Origin of the sequence: Dyella sp. 2RAB6, assembly GCF_052115385.1 — a bacterium.
Taxonomy (GTDB): domain Bacteria; phylum Pseudomonadota; class Gammaproteobacteria; order Xanthomonadales; family Rhodanobacteraceae; genus Dyella_D.
In genome coordinates this window covers 101144-119371 of sequence record NZ_JBFRGP010000011.1, presented here as the reverse complement: position 1 = coordinate 119371, position 18228 = coordinate 101144, and the positions used below count along the sequence as shown (strand labels likewise).

Genomic DNA, 18228 nt, shown 5'->3' with positions numbered 1-18228 from the left:
ATGAAGCAGCGACTGGCTAACAGCTTTACGGCCAGGCGGCTCGGCATGGCGGGCGCATTTGCGTCCGCCATGCTTTTTGCCGTTCCCGTACTGGCGCAGGATTCCCGCCTCAGCCTTGCCGACCGCGTCGCGCGGCTCGAGCAGCAGGCGCAGAACCAGGACCAGGGCGGCGTCGGCATGGTCAACCAGATGCAGGCACTGCAGTCGCAGATGCGGCAGATGCAGGGCCAGATCGAAGAACTGCAGCACGAGCTGCAGGTCCTCAAGGATTCCAACAAGGCGCAGTACACGGATCTCGATTCGCGTATCGGCCGCCTCGAAAGCGGCGCCGGCAACCATGCCGCCGCCAATGGCAGCGACGCGAACACCGCGCCGGCCTCTGCCGGCAGCGCGCATGCCGCGCCCGTGGCGGCCGCTGCTGCTGCAACCGACGCCAAGGGCAAGGGCGGCGACGCCAAGGCCCCGGCCGCCGCGCCGGCCGACCAGGCCGGGGCACAGGCCGCCTACGACACGGCCTTCAAGTCGCTGCGCAACGGCGACTTCGTGCAGGCCTCGCGCGGCTTCCGCAGCTTCATCCAGCAGTATCCCGACAGCCCGCTGATGCCCAATGCGTTCTACTGGCTGGGCGAGTCCTACTACGGGACCATGAACTATCCGCTCGCCGCCGAGACGTTCCAGCGCCTGCTCTCGCAGTACGCGCAGAGCGACAAGGCGCCCGATGCGTTGCTCAAGCTGGGCTACAGCCAGCTGGAGCTCAAGCAGGCGGAGCAGGGCAAGGCCACGCTGAAATCGGTGACCACCAAGTATCCGGGTTCCAAGGCTGCCAGCCTGGCCCAGGAGCGGCTGCGCCGCCTGCAGCAGCAGCCGGCGAACTGAGGTTCCGGCGGTGAGCGAAGGCAACGCGAACGTGGCGGCCACCACGTCGACGCCGGCCACGGCCGAGCGGCTGCGCATCACCGAGATCTTCCATTCGATCCAGGGCGAGGCCGATGCGATCGGCTGGCGCACGGTGTTCGTGCGCCTTACCGGCTGCCCGCTGCGCTGCGTGTGGTGCGATACCGAATACTCGTTCTACGGCGGCGACTGGCGCGATATCGACGGCATCCTCACCGAGGTGGCCTCGCATGGCGCGCGGCATGTCTGCGTCACCGGCGGCGAGCCGCTGGCGCAGAAGCGTTGCCTGATCCTGCTGCAGCGCCTGTGCGCTGCCGGCTACGAGGTGTCGCTGGAAACCTCCGGCGCGCTCGATGTGGCCGCGGTCGATCCGCGCGTACGCAAGGTGATGGACCTGAAGGCACCGGATTCCGGCGAGAGCGCGCGCAACCTGTGGTCCAACCTGGAACACCTGCTGCCGCACGACCAGGTCAAGATCGTCGTGGCCAGCCGCGGCGACTACGAATGGGCTCGCGAGGCGGTCGCCACGCATGCGCTCGACCGGCGCTGCATGGTGCTGTTCTCGCCGGTGCACGGCAAGGTGAATCCGCGCGAGCTCGCCGAGTGGATCATCGAGGACAAGCTGCCGGTGCGCTTCCAGCTGCAGTTGCACAAGCTGCTGTGGAACGACGCGGCGGGGCACTGATCGTTCGCGCATTTCGCGCGGGCGGCAAAGCAGTTTCCGCGCGCCGGCCTGTGTCGCCGGTGGCGCTCTCCGGCCGGTGACCGGCCTGACTCTGAAGTGGATGTCGTCATGTCTGAAAGTTCTCTGCGCAAGGCCGTCGTGCTCGTTTCCGGCGGCATGGACTCCGCCGTCACCATCGCCATCGCGCGCGAACAGGGCTACCAGGTGCACGCGCTGAGCGTGGCCTACGGCCAGCGCCACAGTTCCGAACTGGAAGCCTCGGCGCGCGTGTCGGGCCTGCTCGGCGCGGTGGAGCACAAGGTGGTGCAGGTCGACCTGCGCTCGATCGGCGGCTCCGCGCTCACCGCCGACATCGACGTGCCGCTCGACGCCGACCTGCACGGCGACGCCGGCGGCATCCCCGTCACCTATGTGCCGGCGCGCAACACCATCATGTTGTCGATCGCGCTGGGCTGGGCCGAAGTGCTCGGTTCCAGCGAGATCTGGTGCGGCGTCAACGCGGTCGATTATTCCGGCTACCCGGATTGCCGCCCGGCCTTTATCGAAGCCTTCGAGCAGCTCGCCAACCTGGCCACCAAGGCCGGCGTGGAAGGCGCGGGTATCCGCGTGCGTGCGCCGCTGATGCGCATGAGCAAGGCCGATATCGCGCGCGAAGGTGCGCGCCTGGGCGTGGATTTTGCGGAAACGGTGAGCTGCTACCAGGCCGATGCGCAGGGCCGCGCCTGTGGCCATTGCGATGCCTGCCGCCTGCGCGCACAGGGCTTCCGCGACGCCGGCCTGCCCGATCCCACGCGCTACGCCTGAGCGGTTTGCTTGTGCCCCAGCCGCGCTGACCTTAAAATCGTCTGCTTGGCTTTAAGCCTTGCCTGCACGACACGCTTGAATAGCACGCCTGAATAGCATGGGCCGTTAGCTCAGCCGGTAGAGCAGCGGACTTTTAATCCGTTGGTCGACAGTTCGAATCTGTCACGGCCCACCAATCGAAGGACCCGCGGCGACGCGGGTCCTTATTTTTTGCCGCTCAGCTCACCCGGTTCAGGCGCCATTGCGCGCAGCGGCCGCTTTCCGCCGCGAAATTCAGCTTGCCGGCGCTAGCATCGCTCCTGGCTGTCCATGCGGCAGCCGCATGCCATCAACGCCCCCTTCGGGGTACGGAGCCGCCATGAAACGCCTACTGGGTCTGACCGTCACCATCGCACTGCTCGCCACCAGCGCCGCTGCCTGGGCCGCGCCGCAGGATCACGACTGGGATCATGACCACGACCGGGGCAACGGCCAGGGCCACGGCCACAATCCCAAGGACGAAGGGCGCCACGACAACGGCCAGCACCGCGGCTGGGAGAAGCATGCCTACCGCCGCGGCGAGCGCCTGCCGGATCGCTACTACGAGCGCACCTACTACGTGACCGACTACGAGCGTTACCACCTGCGCCATCCCGACCGCGGTTATCGCTACGTCCGCGACGACGATGGTCAGATCTTCCTCACCGCGGTCGCCACCGGCCTGATCGTGGACATCGTGGTCAACGCCCACTGACGTCCCGCGCCGCGTTGGAAACGAAAAAGCCCGCTCGACCGAGCGGGCTTTTTTCATGCATGGGGAAAGCTCTTATTCCTTCTTCACCATCTGCTCCAGGATCACCAGCAGGGCGCGCCGCTGATCCCGCGTAAGGCGGCCGATCAGCCCGAACAGGCGTGCCTGCTCGCGATGGTCCACCCGGTACGGCGCCGCCGCGTCCTGCACCTTCATGAAGCCTTTCGGCTCGCCGCGGCCGGTGGCCAGCCATTCGAAACTGACGCCGAAGCGTCCGGCGATCTCGGTCAGGCGCTTGGTTTCCGGCCGGGCCATGTCATTGAGCCATTTGCGTGCGGTTTCGCGCGACACGCCAAACATGTCGGCCAGCCGGGTCGTGCGGCCACGGCCCTTGCTCATGCCGATCAGATCCATGGCCAGATGCAGGCGCTGGGAAAACCCGTTCATTGCCAAAAGAGACTCCTTCTCGCGGTGCGGAGGCTGGCCGGGACGGCGCGATCCGCGGGGTCGAAAGCAACAGTGGTCGAGCACCGAGACGAGTTGCCATTGTTGATGATCTGACCCGCTGATTAGGCAATTTCTAATTGTTTAGATTGTCAACTTATGGTGGTATTTCCTTGTATTTGTTGAGTTTATTCGCTAGCGACAAAACACGAGGAAAGCAAGATGGAGACGGCATTTTTAGGAGTACAGAGCAGTCCAGAGGCGAATCCCACCTGGATCTATCCCGATACCCAGCTCGATCGCCTGCTCAACGACCTGCAGGGCAACACCCTGCTGATGCTGGAAGACGAAGGATTGGCCCGTTTGGTTCCCGAGCGCCTGCAGACGATCCGCGCCGACGCCCTGGCACAGGCGGCCGCGGCGTGGACCGCGGCGGTGGCGCTGCGCCGGTTCGTGCGGGAGTGGGCCAGCGAGGGCTGGCTGGGCACGCCCGACGGCGGCCAGCTGCGCAGCCACCTGGCGCAGCTGCGCCAGGACGCACAGCGCTGGCGCCAGCTGGCGGAATACGCGGGGCGCTACCTCGCGCATCCGCAGCTGGCCAGGCTGCATGCGCGCAACTGGTTCGACCAGAGCCGGATCAGCGGCGAGTATCCGGGGCGGGTCACCGTGGCCAGCCCGCTGGCGGGTGCGAGTTCGCGCTGAGGCCGGCTCAGCGCACCGCCTCGTGATAGGCCTCCAGCAGCGCCGGATCCTCGAACGAACCATGGTGATGGAACTGGCGCCATTGCCCGTCCACGCGCCGGTACAGGCGCGTGGTGCGGATGGCCAGTTCCAGCTTGGTGTTGCCCCGTTCCAGCACGCCGCGCTCGCGTCCCACCGCGAGGAAGGCGTCGCCGAACTCGTGCAGCGTGTAATCGTGGAACACCACCCGCACCCGTGCCTCGCCCAGGAAGATGCGCTCGTACACCGCGCGGATCCGCGACCATCCGCGCTCGATGCCGCCCAGCGGATTGCTCATCGACGCCTCTTCGTCATGCGACCAGTTGCGCGCCATCGCCTCCAGGTCGCGCTGGTTGAAGGCGCGGTAGAAGCCGCTCAGCGCGGCCAGCGGATGCTCCGGCGCGAAGTGCGTGTCGAGACCGTCGATGGCGGCGGGGTGCGGGGCGGGCATGGGGATACCTCGGGTCCGTGGGGAGCCGCGAGTATGGGGCGGTACCCGGCAAGGGAGTATCAAGTTTTCTGGTAGGCAGCTTCCGAAAATGCGGGATGGTCGGAGGATTCATCTGATTTCCAAGTTGGGATCCTTCTCCCTTCGGGAGCACGCGGGGAGCGCATAGGGATGTGCGCGGCTCTGAGGAGCGAGGAAGGTGGCGGCAGCCGGATGAGGGTTCGGGCGAAGTGGAGTGTTTCACTCCGCCCGAACCCTCACCCCAACCCCTCTCCCGGAGGGAGAGGGGCTCACCTCGCGACGGTTCGCCACGCCTCGAAACCCCGCCATTGCCGCACACGCTCTTTGCTCCAAGCCGAAAATGTGGCAAATCTAGGACGATTCAGGACAACGATCGGCGAGCGGCCGCCGTCTCATTCCAATGCCGCCGATGAAACCGAACTACCTAACTGGGGAGATATCCAGCATGAAAGGAAAGCACCTGTGAGCGCCCTGCCGGCTGTCGCCGACGTGCGCAAGGAATTGACCGTACGCGGCGTGATCCTGGGCGTACTGCTCACGCTGGTATTCACCGCCGCCAACGTGTTCTTCGGCCTCAAGGCCGGCCTCACCTTCGCCACTTCGATTCCGGCGGCGGTGATCTCGATGGCGATCCTGCGCGCGATGCGCGGCTCGACCATCCAGGAAAACAACGTGGTGCAGACCATCGCCTCGGCGGCGGGCACCTTGTCCTCGATCATCTTCGTGCTGCCCGGCATGATCATGATCGGCTGGTGGACCGGCTTCCCGTTCTGGATCTCGTTCGCGGTGTGCGCACTGGGCGGCATCCTGGGCGTGATGTATTCGATCCCGCTGCGCCGCGCCCTGGTCACCAACTCCGACCTGCCGTATCCGGAAGGCATCGCCTGCGCCGAAGTGCTGAAGGTCGGCAGCAGCGAGCATGAAGCCGGCGGCAGCGTGGAAGAGGGCAAGGCCGGCCTGCTGGCGGTGCTGTGGGGCTCGGTCACCTCGGCGGTGTTCGCCGTGGTGGTGGCGACCCAGGTGTTCGCCTCGGACGTGATCAGCTATTTCCGCGTCGGCGACAAGGGCTCGGTCAGCGGCTTCGATTTCAATCTTTCCTTCGCGCTGTTCGCGATCGGCCATCTGGTCGGCCTGTCGGTCGGCATCGCCATGCTGGTCGGCGCGCTGATCGGCTGGGGCTGGGGCGTGCCGTTCTACTCGCCGTTCGAGCACGTTGCCGGCGGCGTGGCCGAGCTGGCCCAGGCCACCTGGAGCCACAAGGTGCGCTATGTCGGCGCCGGCGCCATCGGCGTCTCCGCCATCTGGACCCTGGCCAAGCTGGTCAAGCCGGTGATCAGCGGCCTCACCTCGGCGATCGCCGCCTCGCGCGTGCGCAAGGCCGGCAAGGCCGACACGCTGCCGCGCACCGAGCAGGACATTCCGATCGGCATCGTCGGCCTGATCACCCTGGTCTGCTTCGTGCCGATCGCCTGGCTGCTCGGCTACTTCGCCAACACCAGCGGCCTGGGCGACCACCTCGCCGTGCTGGCCGTGGGCGGCGTCACCTACGTGGTGCTGATGGGCTTCTTCGTGTCCACCGTGTGCGGCTACATGGCCGGCCTGATCGGTTCGTCCAACAGCCCGCTGTCGGGCGTGGGCATCCTGGTGGTGATCGGCGCGGCGCTGCTGCTGGTGGCGGGTGTGAAGCCGTATGTGCCGGCCGAGGCCGGCAAGGCGCTGGTGGCGTTCGCGCTGTTCACCACCTCGGTGATCTTCACCGTCGCCGCCATCGCCAACAACAACCTGCAGGACCTCAAGACCGGCCAGCTGGTCGACGCCACGCCGTGGCGCCAGCAGGTGGCGCTGGTGATCGGCGTGGTCGCCGGCGCCGCGGTGATCCCGCCGGTGCTGGACCTGCTCAACAAGGCCTATGGCTTCGCCGGCGTGCCGGGTGCCGGTCCTGCCGCGCTGCCCGCGCCGCAGGCCGGCCTGATCTCGGCGCTGGCGCAGGGCGTGATCACCAACAATATCGACTGGGGCCTGATCCTCACCGGCGTCGGCATCGGCGTCGCGGTAATCGTGGTGGACGCGATCCTGGCGCGCACCACCAAGATGCGCATCCCGGCGCTGGCGGTGGGCCTGGGCATCTATCTGCCTACGGCCAGCACCCTGATGATCGTGGTCGGCTCGGTGGTCGGCTGGTTCTTCGACCGCCGCGCGGATCGCAGCCCGAAGCCCGAGGCCACCAGGCAACTTGGCGTGCTGCTCGCTTCCGGCCTGATCGTCGGCGAAAGCATCATCGGCGTGGTGATCGCCGCGGTCGTGGCGTTCTCCGGCAAGGGTGCGCCGCTGGCCCTGGTGCCAGCCTCGTTCGCCAATACCGCGGAGATCCTCGGCGGCCTGGCCTTCGCCACCATGGTGGTGGTGCTGTACCGCTGGATCGCCCGCCTGGCACGCGCCAACGCGTAAATCCTTGCCCATACCGCCGATGAACCGGCGGTCGCGGAGACAGCGGCCGGCATGTCCGGCCGTTGTCATTTTCCACTCCCTTGTTCGTCTTACACTGGCGCGACCGCTCCCGCGGCTGCGCACCCGCATGTCCTCCATGCCTGCGCCCGTGCGGCGGGCAGGGGACAACCGGGGAACGACGGGCCGCAGACAGGTTCGACACGCTATGCTTGCTGACCGTGGCGGACGAGGCTTCGTGCTCGCGACCGCCAGGCGCATGGCGCGCGGATCGGTTGCGGAACACCCGGCGTGCATAAGCATGCCTTGAATCATTCGCGGAGGCCTTGGGTCGAGTGGTGGAGCAGAGAGGGGCGGACGCTCCGGAATCGGCAGAAGCCCTGACGCGCCCTCGCGGGGCGTGGCTGCGCCGGCTCGCCGGCCCGCTGCTTTCGGTCGGCATGCTCTGCCTGGCGCTGTGGGCGTTGCGTTCGTTGGCCAGCCAGGTCAGCTACCGCGAAGTGGCGCGCTACGTGCACGGCCTGGAAAACCACCGCATCGTGCTGGCCATGCTGCTCACCGCGGCCAGCTACGCGGTGATGACCTTGTACGACTGGTTCGGCCTGGCCTCCATCGGCCGCAAGCTGCCGCGCGCGCAGGTCACCCTGATCTCCTTCATCAGCTATGCCTTCAGCAATGCGCTGGGCATGGCCTTGCTGATCTCCGGCTCGATCCGCTACCGCTTCTATATCCAGGCCGGCCTGTCCACCGCCGAGGTGGCCAAGGTGGTGCTCTATTGCACCGCCAGTTTCTGGCTCGGCCTGTTCGCGCTCACCGGCGTCACCTTGCTGCTGGTGCCGGTGCCGCCGACGGTGCCGATGGCCAGCCTGCGCATTCCGGCGGCGATCGTGCTCACCTTGATCCCGGTGCTGTGGCTGGCCGGCAGCCGCGTGCTGCGCGAGCCGCTGCGGCTGTGGCGCTGGCGGCTGAGCTGGCCGTCGACCGCCACGGCGACGCGGCAGATCGTTACCGGTGCGGTGGACTGGGGCCTGGCCGCGTGGGTGCTGTACCTGCTGATGCCCAACGCGATGGACACCGGCTTCGGCCATTTCATGGCGATCTTCGTGCTGGCCCAGATCGCCGGCCTGGTCAGCCACGTCCCCGGCGGCCTGGGCGTGTTCGAAGCGGTGATGCTGGCCGGCTTCGGCGCCACCGGCAACGAAGGGCTGGAGGCGCCGATCCTCGGCGCGCTGGCCGCGTATCGCCTGATCTACTACTTCCTGCCGCTGTGTGCCGCCACCGTGGTGGTGCTGGCGCGCGAAGCGCGCGGCGTGGCCGGCAAGGTGCCGCTGGCGCCGTGGTTCACCGGGCTGCTGCCACCGTTCTTCGCCGGCCTGACCCTGGTTTCCGGCGCGGTGCTGCTGTTCTCCGGCGCCACCTCGGCGCTGCCCGGACGCATGGAGATCCTGCGCCACGTGCTGCCGCTGCCGGTGCTGGAGTTCTCGCACTTCCTGGCCAGCATGGTCGGCATGCTGCTGCTGATCCTCGCGCGCGGCCTGCAGCGGCGGCTGGATGCGGCCTACGTGCTGACGCTGGTGCTGCTCTTGCTCGGCGCGGTGCTGTCGCTGCTCAAGGGCATCGACTACGAGGAAGCCACGCTGCTCTCGCTGCTGGCGCTGGGGCTGGCGCCGGCGCATCGGCTGTTCTATCGGCGCGCCTCGCTGTTCAGCGCCACCTTCTCGGTCGGCTGGATCATCGCCATCCTCGCCGTGCTGGGCTGCGCCGGCTGGCTGGTGTCCTTCAGCTACAAACACGTCGAATACAGCACCAACCTGTGGTGGGAATTCAGCTTCTATCACGGCGGTGCGCCGCGCGCGCTGCGCGCCCTGGTCGGCGCCACGGCGGTGGGCATGCTGTTCGCGCTGGCCAACCTGATCCGTCCCGCGCGGCCCGATCTGCACCTGCCCGGCGAGGAAGAACTGGCGCGCGCGCTGCCGCTGATCAAGCACTATTCCTCGGCGCAGGCCCACCTCGCGCTGATGAGCGACAAGACCCTGCTGTTCGATAGCGAGAGCAAGGCCTTCATCATGTACGACGTGGAAGGCCGCAGCTGGGTCGCCATGGGCGACCCCGTCGGCGCGGACGAAGACGTGCGGCGCGAGCTGGTGTGGACCTTCCGCGAGCAATGCGAACGCGCCGGCGGCTGGCCGCTGTTCTACCAGGTGCGGCCGCAGGACCTGGACCTGTATCTCGAAGTGGGCATGAACCTGCTGAAGATCGGCGAGGAAGCGCGGGTGAAGCTGGACGGCTTCAATCTCGACGGCAAGTCGAAGAAGGTGCTGCGCAACACCATCAACAAGCTCACCCGCGAAGGCATGCGGCTGCAGATCGTGCCGGCCGAACAGGTGGGTGCGCTGATCCCGCAGCTGAAGCCGATCTCCGACGCCTGGATGCGCGACAAGGGCGTGCGCGAGAAAGGCTTCTCGCTGGGCACCTTCGATCCGGCCTATCTGGCGCGCACGCCGATGGCCCTGGTGTGGAAAGGCGAGGAACTGGTGGCGTTCGCCAACCTGTTCCTCACCGACAGCAAGGAAGAGGCTTCAGTGGACTTGATGCGCCACCTGCCCGACGGCAGCTCGGGCGTGATGGACTTCATGTTCATCGAGTTGATGCAGTGGGCGCGCGGCGAAGGCTATACCTGGTTCAACCTCGGCATGGCGCCGTTCTCCGGCCTGCAGAACCGGCGCAACGCGCCGCTGTGGAGCCGCCTGGGCGCGCTGGTGTTCGGCCGCGGCGAACGCTTCTACAACTTCCGCGGCCTGCACAAGTACAAGGACAAGTTCGATCCCGAATGGGAGCCGCGCTATCTCGCCGTCCCCGCCGGTATCGCCTTGCCGCTGGTGCTGGCCAACATCGCCAGCCTGATCTCCGGCGGCCTATCGGGTATGGTGCGCCGATGAAACGAATCACCAAGCTTATCGGCGGCATCGTGCTCGCTGCTGCCGCCGTCGGCGCGCTCGTGTGGCAGCCCTGGCATCACGCCAGCATGGCCGAATCCCTGGTCGAAGTACCCGCCGCAGCGGGCGCGACGCCATTGGCCGGACGCGGCGACGTGGTCGCCATTTTTTACTCAGGCGATGGCGGCTGGCGCGACCTGGACAAGCAGCTCGGCGGCATCCTCGCCAAGCATGGCGTGCCGGTGATCGGCGTGAGCCTGCTGAAGTACTACTGGCGCCAGAGCAATGCCGAAGCCTCGGCCACCGACCTGGATGCGCTGATCGAACAATCCACCGCCAGGCTGGGCAAGCAGCGCGTGTGGCTGATCGGCTTCTCCTTCGGCGCCGACGTGCTGCCTTCGGTGATCGAGCGGCTGAAGCCGGAGAACCGCGCACGCGTCGCCCAGCTGGTGCTGCTGTCGCCGAGCAAGGACGTCAGCTACGAGATCGAGATGCAGGGCTATATGGTCGAGGGCTGGTTCAAGACGCAGACGCAAAATTTGTTCCAGTGGCTGAACCCGGTGAAGCACTCCGACGCGCGCGCACCGCTGCTGGCGCTGGACGGCCATCCGCCGGTGATGTGCTACTACGGCAAGGACGACGAGGACGACACCATCTGCGCCACGGCGGGGCTGCCGGCGTGGATCAAGGTTTACCAGAAGACCGGCGACCATCATTTCGATTACGACTATGAAGGGCTGGCGCGGCAGATGATTACCGATCTGCCGGCGGCCACCGCCCGGTAATGCGCTGGCGTAGGTTGGGGTGAGCGCAGCGAACCCCAACGTTGCGCTTGGAGGTGCCGTTGGGGTTCGCTGCGCTCACCCCAACCTGGGCCGGGCATGACCTTCGGCCGATAAGCGCGCCCGCCTGCAGTGCTACGTTTCGCCGGACCATCAGCCACGTGGGGGCGCGCATCATGGACCGTCGGGACTTTCTCCGTTCGTCATTGGCCGCGGGCTCGCTCGCCGCACTAGGCGCCGCGCCGGCCGCATGGGCCGCGGCTTCGCCGAAAAGCCCGCAGGACCCCCAGCACATCAACCGCAGCGTGATCCTGATGGGCGACGATGTGCCGCATTACGGGCGCGACGGGCTGGCCCGGCTGGACGCGATCCTGCAGACCCGCGACAAGGCCGGCGATTTCTATCTCAAGCGCGGCGCGGTGGAAGAACTCGAACAGCACTTCGCCCAGTTGCTCGGCAAGGAAGACGCCGTCTTCATGCCCACCGGCACCCTGGCCAACCATGTCGCGATCCGGCTGCTGTGCGGCGACAAGAAGCGCGCGCTGGTGCAGCAGGAAAGCCACGTCTACTGCGACGAAAGCGATGCGGTGACCACGCTGAGCGCGATCAACCTGGTGCCGCTGGCGCCCGGGCGCGCGGCGCCGACGCTGGAGGAAGTGAATGCCGCGATCGCCGTGTCGGAGCACGCGGCCTATCCCTTGCCGATCGGCGCGATCTCGCTGGAAAGCCCGGTGCGCCGCGCCGACGGTGCGATGGTGCCGTTCGAGATCGTGCAGGCGATCGCCGAGCGCGCCCGCGCCAAGGGCATCGCCATGCATCTGGATGGCGCGCGCCTGCTGTTGAACAGCGGCGCCGACGGCTTCAGCGCAGCGAAGTACGCGGCGCCGTTCGATACGGTCTATGTCTCGCTTTACAAATACCTGGGCGCACCGTTCGGCGCCATCCTCGCCGGCACCAAGGCGACGGCCGCCAAGGCGCGCGATACGCGGCATATCTTCGGTGGCACGCTGTTCCACGGTTGGCAGCCGGCGCTGCTGGCGCTGGAAACGCTGAAGGGTTTCGAGGAGCGCTTCGCCAAGGTGCGTGCCGCCGGCGATCGCCTGCTGGAAGGGCTGGCGAAGCTGGACGGCTACACCGTGCACCGCGTGGAGCACGGCACCAATATCCATTTCTTGGAAATCGCGCAAGCGCGGCGGCAAGGCTTGCAGGAGCGGCTGGGCAAGGCCGACATCATGATCGGCGAGCCGGAGAACGGCCGCCTGATGCTAATGTTCAACGAATCCCTGCTGCGCAAACCCGTCGATGCCATCGTCCAAGCCTTCGCCCGTTGAACGCAATCCCGGCATCGACCTGCTGCGCGGCATCGCCATCCTGCTGGTGGTGCTGCACCACATAGGCCTGCGCATACCGCTGAAGAAGACCGCGCTGGCCGAGGTGCTGCCGACGCGGTTGCTGAGCGCGCTGAACTTCAACGGCTACGAAGCGGTGTTCGTGTTCTTCGTGATCTCCGGTTTCCTGATCGCGGGCAATGCGATCCGCCGCTGGGGCGCGCTGGAACGCATCGACCTGCGCGATTTCTATGCGCGGCGCTTCGCGCGCATCGTGCCGTGCCTGCTGGCCCTGGTCGGCGTGCTCAGCGTGTTGCACCTGGTGGGCGCGTCGGACTACGTGATCGGTCGCGAAGGCCAGTCGCTGCCGCGCGCGGTGTTCGCGGCGCTCGGCCTGCACCTGAACTGGTACGAAGGACAGACCGGCTATCTGCCCGGCAACTGGGACGTGCTGTGGTCGCTGTCGATCGAGGAAGTGTTCTACCTCGGCTTTCCGCTGGCCTGCCTGCTGCTGCGCCGCGATGCCTTGATGGCGCTGCTGCTGTGCGCATTCGCCATGACCCTGCCGTGGCTGCTGTCTTCGCTCGACGACGCGAGCGAGATCTGGAAAGAGAAGGCTTATCTGCCGGGCATGGCCGCCATCGGCACCGGCGTGCTCGGCGCGCTGGCGGTGGCGCATTGGAAGGCGCCGCGCTGGGCCACGCAGGCCTTGGGGGTCGCCGGTGCGATCGGTTTGTTCGCGGTGTTTATCGCCATGCCGTTCTGGTGGCCGCTGCTGCACGACGGGGTGATGCTGCTGCTGACCTTCTCCACGCTGTGCGTGCTGGTCGCCTGCGGTCAGCGCGAAGCACAGCGTCCACTGCGCGGCTTCGGCTGGCTGCGCCGCTGGGGGCAGTTGAGCTACGAGATCTACCTGACCCATATGTTCGTGGTCTACGGCACGGTGCGCCTGTTCCGCGCCCTCGGCGGCGACATGTCGCGCGGCTGGCTGTGGTACCTGCCGGCGCTGTTGCTGTGCGGGTTGCTCGGTACGGCGGTGGAGCGTTATCTGTCCGCACCCTGCGAACGCTGGCTGCGTGCGCGGCTGCAGCGTCCGCCGCCGATCGTCGGCATCGCCGTGGCCGCGGTGGACTGACTTACAGCTCCAACAGGTCGCGTCCCACCACCAGCCGGCCTTTGAAATGCGGTGCCACGGCGTCGCGCCAGACTTCGTCGGTCAGCGTGGGATCGCCGCCCGGCACGAAGTGATTCAGCACCAGCGTCTTTACGCCGGCTTCGGTGGCGACCCGGCCGACCTGTTCGGTGGTGGTGTGGCTGGCCAGCAGGTGTTCGCGCAGGCGCGCCGCGTTCGGTTCGGAGGCGATCAATTTTTCCAGCGCCGGCAGGTACATCACTTCGTGCACCAGTACGTCGGCGTGGCGTGCCAGGGCGACCAGCGTGTCGGTCGGCCGCGTGTCGCCGGAGAACACGATCGAACGGTCCGGGCAGTCGAAGCGATAGGCGAACGCCGGCACCACCGGCGGATGCGCCACCAGCGCGGCGCTGACCTTGACCCGTTCGTCCTGCAGCACCACACCGCCTTTGCTCAATTCGTGCGGCACGATCAGCGGCGCCAGCGGCGGGCGGCCTTCGTCCTTGATGCGGGTCTGGATGTCGGCGTCGTTCATGCGCAGGAAGTCGCGCGTCATCGCGGCCAGCGGCGGCGGTCCCCAGCTATCCACCCGCGTGTGCAGCCGCGCGGCCCAGGCCAGCCACAGCAGATTGCCGTAGTCGGCGTTGTGGTCGGAATGCTGATGGGTGAGGAACACGTGGCGGATTGCGCCGAGATCCAGCTTCGCCTGCACCATCTGCCGCGCCACGCCGTTGCCGCAGTCGACCACGTAGATCACGCCATCCACCACCACCGCGCTGGCCGGCGCCGCGCGATCGGGTTTCGGCGTGGGACCGCCGGCGGTGCCGAGCAGGATCAGGCGCGAGCGTGCGGCTGCGTCGGCGCGGGTGGCGAAGGGCAGGGCGCCGAGGGCGGCAGCGCCCAGGCCGAAGCCGGCGGCGCGCAGCCACTGGCGGCGGTGGGCATCGAAGGCAGGGTCGCGCATGCGCGGCTTCTCGCGGGACGGAAGGCCTCGACTATGCCGCGCATGGCGCGGCGAGAAAAGCGCTCAGCGGTAGCGGTTGATGCTGTCGCGCAGTGCCTGCGCGGCGTGGCGCGCGGCGACGGCGAAGTCTTCGCCCTGGCCGGCATACAGAATGGCGCGCGAAGAACTGATCATCAGGCCGGTGCCATCGGCGGTGCGGCCATGCTTGACCACTGCTTCCACATCGCCGCCCTGCGCACCGATACCCGGCACCAGCAGCGGCACCTCGCCCACCAGTGCGCGCACTTCGGCCAGTTGTTCCGGCCAGGTGGCGCCGGTGACCAGGGCGCAGTTGCCGTGCGTGTTCCAGTCGCGCGCGACCAGCTCGGCCACGCGCTGGTACAGCGGACGGCCGCCGACGTCGAGGTCCTGCAGGTCGGACGCGCCCGGGTTCGAGGTATGGCAGAGCAGGATCACGCCTTTGTCGGCGCGGTCCAGGAACGGCTGGATCGAATCGCGGCCCAGATAGGGATTGAGCGTCACCGCATCGGCGCCATAGCGCTCGAACGCCTCGCTGACGTAGTGCTGCGCGGTGCTGCCGATATCGCCGCGCTTGGCGTCGAGGATCACCGGCACGCCGGGGTGCTGGGTGTGGATGTGCGCGATCAGCCGTTCCAGCGCATCTTCCGCGCGCAACGCCGCGAAGTGCGCGATCTGCGGCTTGAAGCTGCAGGCCAGGTCGGCGGTGGCATCGACGATGGCGGCGCAGAACTTGAAGACGGCGTCGGCGTCGTCGCGCAGATGGGCGGGGAATTTCGGCAGCTCGGGGTCGAGGCCGACGCAGACCAGGGAGTGGTGGCGCTGCCATGCGGCGTGCAGGGATTGCATGAAGTGCATGGGAGTCTCCGTGATCAATGAAGGCGCCGGATGTGGAGTCCCTCTCCCTCCGGGAGAGGGTGCCGGCAGGCGGGTGAGGGTACGGGCGGAGTTGTGCGCTCCACTCCGCCCGTACCCTCACCCCAACCCCTCTCCCGACGGGAGAGGGGCTCAAGCTGTTACGCCAGCTTCTTGTACTTCACCCGATGCGGCTTCGCCGCCTCGTCACCCAGGCGACGCTTCTTGTCCGCCTCGTACTCGTTGTAGTTGCCGGGGAAGAACTCGACGTGCGAGTCGCCCTCGAACGCCAGGATGTGCGTGGCGATGCGGTCCAGGAACCAGCGGTCATGCGAGATCACCATCGCGCAGCCGGGGAATTCCAGCAGCGCGTCTTCCAGCGCGCGCAGGGTTTCCACGTCCAGGTCGTTGGACGGCTCGTCGAGCAGGAGCATGTTGCCGCCCTGCAGCAGGGTCTTGGCCAGGTGCAGGCGGCCGCGTTCACCGCCGGAGAGGCTGCCGACGATCTTCTGCTGGTCGGTGCCCTTGAAGTTGAAGCGGCCGATGTAGGCGCGCGACTGGATCTCGAAGTTGCCGATGTTGAGGATGTCCAGGCCGCCGGACACTTCCTGCCACACGTTGTTCTTCGCATCGAGCATGCCGCGCGACTGGTCGACGTAGGCGAGCTTGACGGTGTGGCCGAGCTTCACTTCGCCGGAATCGGGCTGCTCCTTGCCGATGATCAGCTTCATCAGGGTCGACTTGCCGGCGCCGTTCGGGCCGATCACGCCGACGATCGCACCCGGCGGCACCTTGAACGACAGGTCGTCGATCAGCAGGCGGTCGCCGAAGGCCTTGGTCACGTTCTTGAACTCGATCACTTCCTGGCCCAGGCGCTCGCCCGGCGGGATGAAGATCTCGTTGGTCTCGTTGCGGTGCTGGTACTCGACCGAGTTCAGTTCCTCGAAGCGGTTCAGGCGCGCCTTGCCCTTGGACTGGCGGCCCTTGGCGGCCGAGCGCACCCACTCCAGCTCCTTCTCGATCGCCTTCTGGCGCGACTTCTCCTGGCTGGCTTCCTGCTTCAGGCGCGCGTCCTTCTGCTCCAGCCACTCGGTGTAGTTGCCCTTCCACGGGATGCCGCGGCCGCGGTCCAGCTCGAGGATCCACTCGGCGGCGTTGTCCAGGAAGTAGCGGTCATGGGTGACCGCCACCACGGTGCCGGGGTAGTTCTGCAGGAACTGCTCCAGCCAGTCCACCGACTCGGCGTCCAGATGGTTGGTGGGCTCGTCCAGCAGCAGCATGTCGGGCTTGGACAGCAGCAGGCGGCACAGCGCCACGCGGCGCTTCTCGCCGCCGGACAGCGGGCCGATCTTGGCGTCCCACGGCGGCAGGCGCAGCGCGTCGGCGGCCACTTCGAGCTGGCGCTCCAGCGCATGGGCGTCGTTCACCGCCAGGATGTTCTCCAGCTCCTGCTGCTCGGCGGCCAGCTTGTCGAAGTTGGCGCCTTCCTCGCCATAGGCGGCGTAGACCTCTTCCAGGCGCTTCTGCGCGTCCAGGATCACCGACACGCCTTCTTCCACCGCCTCGCGCACGGTCTTCTCGGCATCGAGCTGGGGCTCCTGCGCCAGATAGCCGACCTTGGTGCCGGGCTGTGCGCGGGCTTCGCCCTGAAAATCGGTGTCGACGCCGGCCATGATGCGCAGCACCGTGGACTTGCCCGCGCCGTTGACGCCCAGCAGGCCGATCTTGGCGCCGGGGAAGAACGACAGCGAGATGTCCTTGATGATCTGGCGCTTCGGGGGAACGATCTTGCTGACCCCGTTCATGGTGTAGATGTACTGCATGGAGCCTCCGGAGGCGTGCGCCGCCGGCCCACGAGGTGGGCGCTGGCGCTAGGGCGTTGGGTTAAACCGGAGATTATAGCGGGTCGGCGCGTCGTCCCGGTGACGGCCAGCGCCGCGCCCCGGCTCTGCCATGGCCTGGCGCCGCCGGGCCATGGCGCTCCCCCAGGCTGGCGCGCTACGACCTGGCACGGAGCGCGCCCGCATGGATTCCCTTTCGATCTCGCCACCCCGCGGCCTGTGGCGCCTGGACGCCTGGGCGCAGGGCTGGGCCGCGCCGCGCGGCGCCTGGGCCCTGGTGCTGCACGAGTTCGTCTGCTTCGGCCTCAAGCAGGCCTGGGCCTGCCTGTTCGGCGGCTGCATGCTGGCCTTGCTGCTGCTGACCTGGGCGTTCTATCCCGGCGGCGCCTGGCTGGCCCGCTACGACTTCCTGGTGCTGGCCGCGTTCGCCCTGCAGTGCCTGCTGCTGGCGCTGCGCCTGGAAACGCGCGAGGAAGCGGCGGTCATCCTGCTGTTCCACCTCACCGGCACCGCCATGGAAGTGTTCAAGACGGCGATGGGCTCGTGGGAATACCCGGAGCCCTCGCTGCTGCGGATCGGCGGCGTGCCGCTGTTCACCGGCTTCATGTATGCGGCGGTCGGCAGCTATATCGCGCGGGCCTGGCGGCTGTTCGAGTTCCGCTTCGTGCGGCATCCCCCGTTCGCGGCGACGGCGTGGCTGGCGCTGGCGATCTACCTCAACTTCTTCAGCCACCACTTCGTGCCGGATGCGCGCTGGCTGTTGTTCGGCGCGGTGGCCCTGCTGTTCGGGCGTACATGGGTGCATTTCCGCGTGCGCCGCGAGCACCGCCGCATGCCGCTGCTGTTGGGCTTCGTGCTGGTGGCCACGTTTATCTGGCTGGCCGAGAACGTGGGCACCTTCGCCGCCGCGTGGCGTTATCCGGCGCAGCGGGACGGCTGGAGCGTGGTCCCGCTGAGCAAGCTCGGTTCCTGGCTGCTGCTGATGATCATCAGCTACGTGATGGTGTCGGCGGTGGCCCAACGCCGTAGGTTGGGGTGAGCGCAGCGAACCCCAACGGATGTTGCGGAGGCCGCGGGCTGTTGGGGTTCGCCTTCGGCTCACCCCAGCCTACGCCCCGCGGATACCCGCCGGTATGCGGTTTCCGAGCCTTCCTAAGGTGGCCCCCCAACCCCCCGGGCGC

The 18228-nt window shown here is 67.5% G+C and carries 16 protein-coding genes and 1 tRNA gene; 12 read left to right on the top strand and 5 right to left on the bottom strand.

The genetic code is table 11. The features are described from left to right. The 5 genes from ybgF (at nucleotide 1) to AB4083_RS15965 (ending at nucleotide 3116) form a co-directional block, all read left to right on the top strand. Entirely contained in the window at nucleotides 1-876 is an 876-nt protein-coding gene (gene ybgF / locus AB4083_RS15985; protein ID WP_441609072.1) for a tol-pal system protein YbgF, read from the top strand. 10 nt (nucleotides 877-886) lie between these two features. Further along, nucleotides 887-1579 (top strand): 7-carboxy-7-deazaguanine synthase QueE, encoded by a 693-nt coding sequence (gene queE / locus AB4083_RS15980; protein WP_441609071.1) that lies wholly within the window; start codon nucleotides 887-889, stop codon nucleotides 1577-1579. 108 nt (nucleotides 1580-1687) lie between these two features. Then, nucleotides 1688-2383: a 7-cyano-7-deazaguanine synthase QueC gene (gene queC / locus AB4083_RS15975; protein WP_441609070.1), complete on the top strand. Its 696-nt coding sequence runs from the start codon at nucleotides 1688-1690 to the stop codon at nucleotides 2381-2383. A gap of 99 nt (nucleotides 2384-2482) precedes the next feature. Next, nucleotides 2483-2558 (top strand) — tRNA-Lys (locus tag AB4083_RS15970). 183 nt (nucleotides 2559-2741) lie between these two features. Continuing rightward, a complete protein-coding gene (locus tag AB4083_RS15965) occupies nucleotides 2742-3116 on the top strand; it encodes an RcnB family protein (protein WP_441609069.1) in 375 nt (124 codons plus the stop codon). Nucleotides 3117-3188: 72 nt separating this feature from the next. Here the strand turns inward: AB4083_RS15965 and AB4083_RS15960 are convergent, their stop codons facing one another. Continuing rightward, entirely contained in the window at nucleotides 3189-3560 is a 372-nt protein-coding gene (locus tag AB4083_RS15960; RefSeq protein WP_441609068.1) for a helix-turn-helix domain-containing protein, read from the bottom strand. Between the two features lie 219 nt (nucleotides 3561-3779). Here AB4083_RS15960 and AB4083_RS15955 point away from each other — a divergent pair, with 219 nt between their 5' ends. Further along, entirely contained in the window at nucleotides 3780-4259 is a 480-nt protein-coding gene (locus tag AB4083_RS15955) for a hypothetical protein (RefSeq protein ID WP_441609067.1), read from the top strand. A 7-nt stretch (nucleotides 4260-4266) separates the two neighbouring features. Here AB4083_RS15955 and AB4083_RS15950 read toward each other — a convergent pair whose 3' ends face one another. Then, nucleotides 4267-4728 (bottom strand): YybH family protein, encoded by a 462-nt coding sequence (locus tag AB4083_RS15950; protein ID WP_441609066.1) that lies wholly within the window; start codon nucleotides 4726-4728, stop codon nucleotides 4267-4269. Between the two features lie 480 nt (nucleotides 4729-5208). Here AB4083_RS15950 and AB4083_RS15945 point away from each other — a divergent pair, with 480 nt between their 5' ends. The 5 genes from AB4083_RS15945 to AB4083_RS15925 all read left to right on the top strand — a co-directional run bounded on the left by AB4083_RS15945 (nucleotide 5209) and on the right by AB4083_RS15925 (nucleotide 13372). Further along, nucleotides 5209-7194 (top strand): OPT family oligopeptide transporter, encoded by a 1986-nt coding sequence (locus AB4083_RS15945; protein WP_441609065.1) that lies wholly within the window; start codon nucleotides 5209-5211, stop codon nucleotides 7192-7194. 332 nt (nucleotides 7195-7526) lie between these two features. Then, nucleotides 7527-10130, top strand: coding sequence for a bifunctional lysylphosphatidylglycerol flippase/synthetase MprF (mprF, locus tag AB4083_RS15940; protein ID WP_441609064.1), 2604 nt, complete (start codon nucleotides 7527-7529; stop codon nucleotides 10128-10130). Continuing rightward, complete coding sequence (locus tag AB4083_RS15935; RefSeq protein ID WP_441609063.1) at nucleotides 10127-10912, top strand: AcvB/VirJ family lysyl-phosphatidylglycerol hydrolase; 786 nt, start codon at nucleotides 10127-10129, stop codon at nucleotides 10910-10912. Before mprF ends, AB4083_RS15935 begins: the two co-directional genes overlap by 4 nt. 173 nt (nucleotides 10913-11085) lie before the next feature. Next, a complete protein-coding gene (locus AB4083_RS15930; protein WP_441609062.1) occupies nucleotides 11086-12240 on the top strand; it encodes a threonine aldolase family protein in 1155 nt (384 codons plus the stop codon). Further along, nucleotides 12212-13372, top strand: coding sequence for an acyltransferase family protein (locus tag AB4083_RS15925; RefSeq protein WP_441609061.1), 1161 nt, complete (start codon nucleotides 12212-12214; stop codon nucleotides 13370-13372). Before AB4083_RS15930 ends, AB4083_RS15925 begins: the two co-directional genes overlap by 29 nt. A 1-nt stretch (nucleotide 13373) precedes the next feature. On the opposite strand, the gene AB4083_RS15920 is transcribed toward AB4083_RS15925, so the two are convergent. The 3 genes from AB4083_RS15920 to ettA form a co-directional block, all read right to left on the bottom strand. After that, on the bottom strand, nucleotides 13374-14333 hold the full coding sequence (locus AB4083_RS15920; protein WP_441609060.1) for an MBL fold metallo-hydrolase: 960 nt from the start codon (nucleotides 14331-14333) through the stop codon (nucleotides 13374-13376). 63 nt (nucleotides 14334-14396) lie between these two features. After that, nucleotides 14397-15209 (bottom strand): orotidine-5'-phosphate decarboxylase, encoded by an 813-nt coding sequence (pyrF, locus tag AB4083_RS15915; RefSeq protein WP_441609059.1) that lies wholly within the window; start codon nucleotides 15207-15209, stop codon nucleotides 14397-14399. Between the two features lie 158 nt (nucleotides 15210-15367). Beyond that, the gene (ettA, locus tag AB4083_RS15910) at nucleotides 15368-17029 is read right to left on the bottom strand and encodes an energy-dependent translational throttle protein EttA (protein ID WP_441609058.1); all 1662 of its coding nucleotides are present in this window, start codon (nucleotides 17027-17029) and stop codon (nucleotides 15368-15370) included. 202 nt (nucleotides 17030-17231) lie between these two features. On the opposite strand from ettA, the gene AB4083_RS15905 reads away from it, so the two are divergent. Next, the gene (locus tag AB4083_RS15905) at nucleotides 17232-18086 is read left to right on the top strand and encodes a DUF817 domain-containing protein (protein WP_441609057.1); all 855 of its coding nucleotides are present in this window, start codon (nucleotides 17232-17234) and stop codon (nucleotides 18084-18086) included. Nucleotides 18087-18228 lie beyond the last annotated feature (142 nt).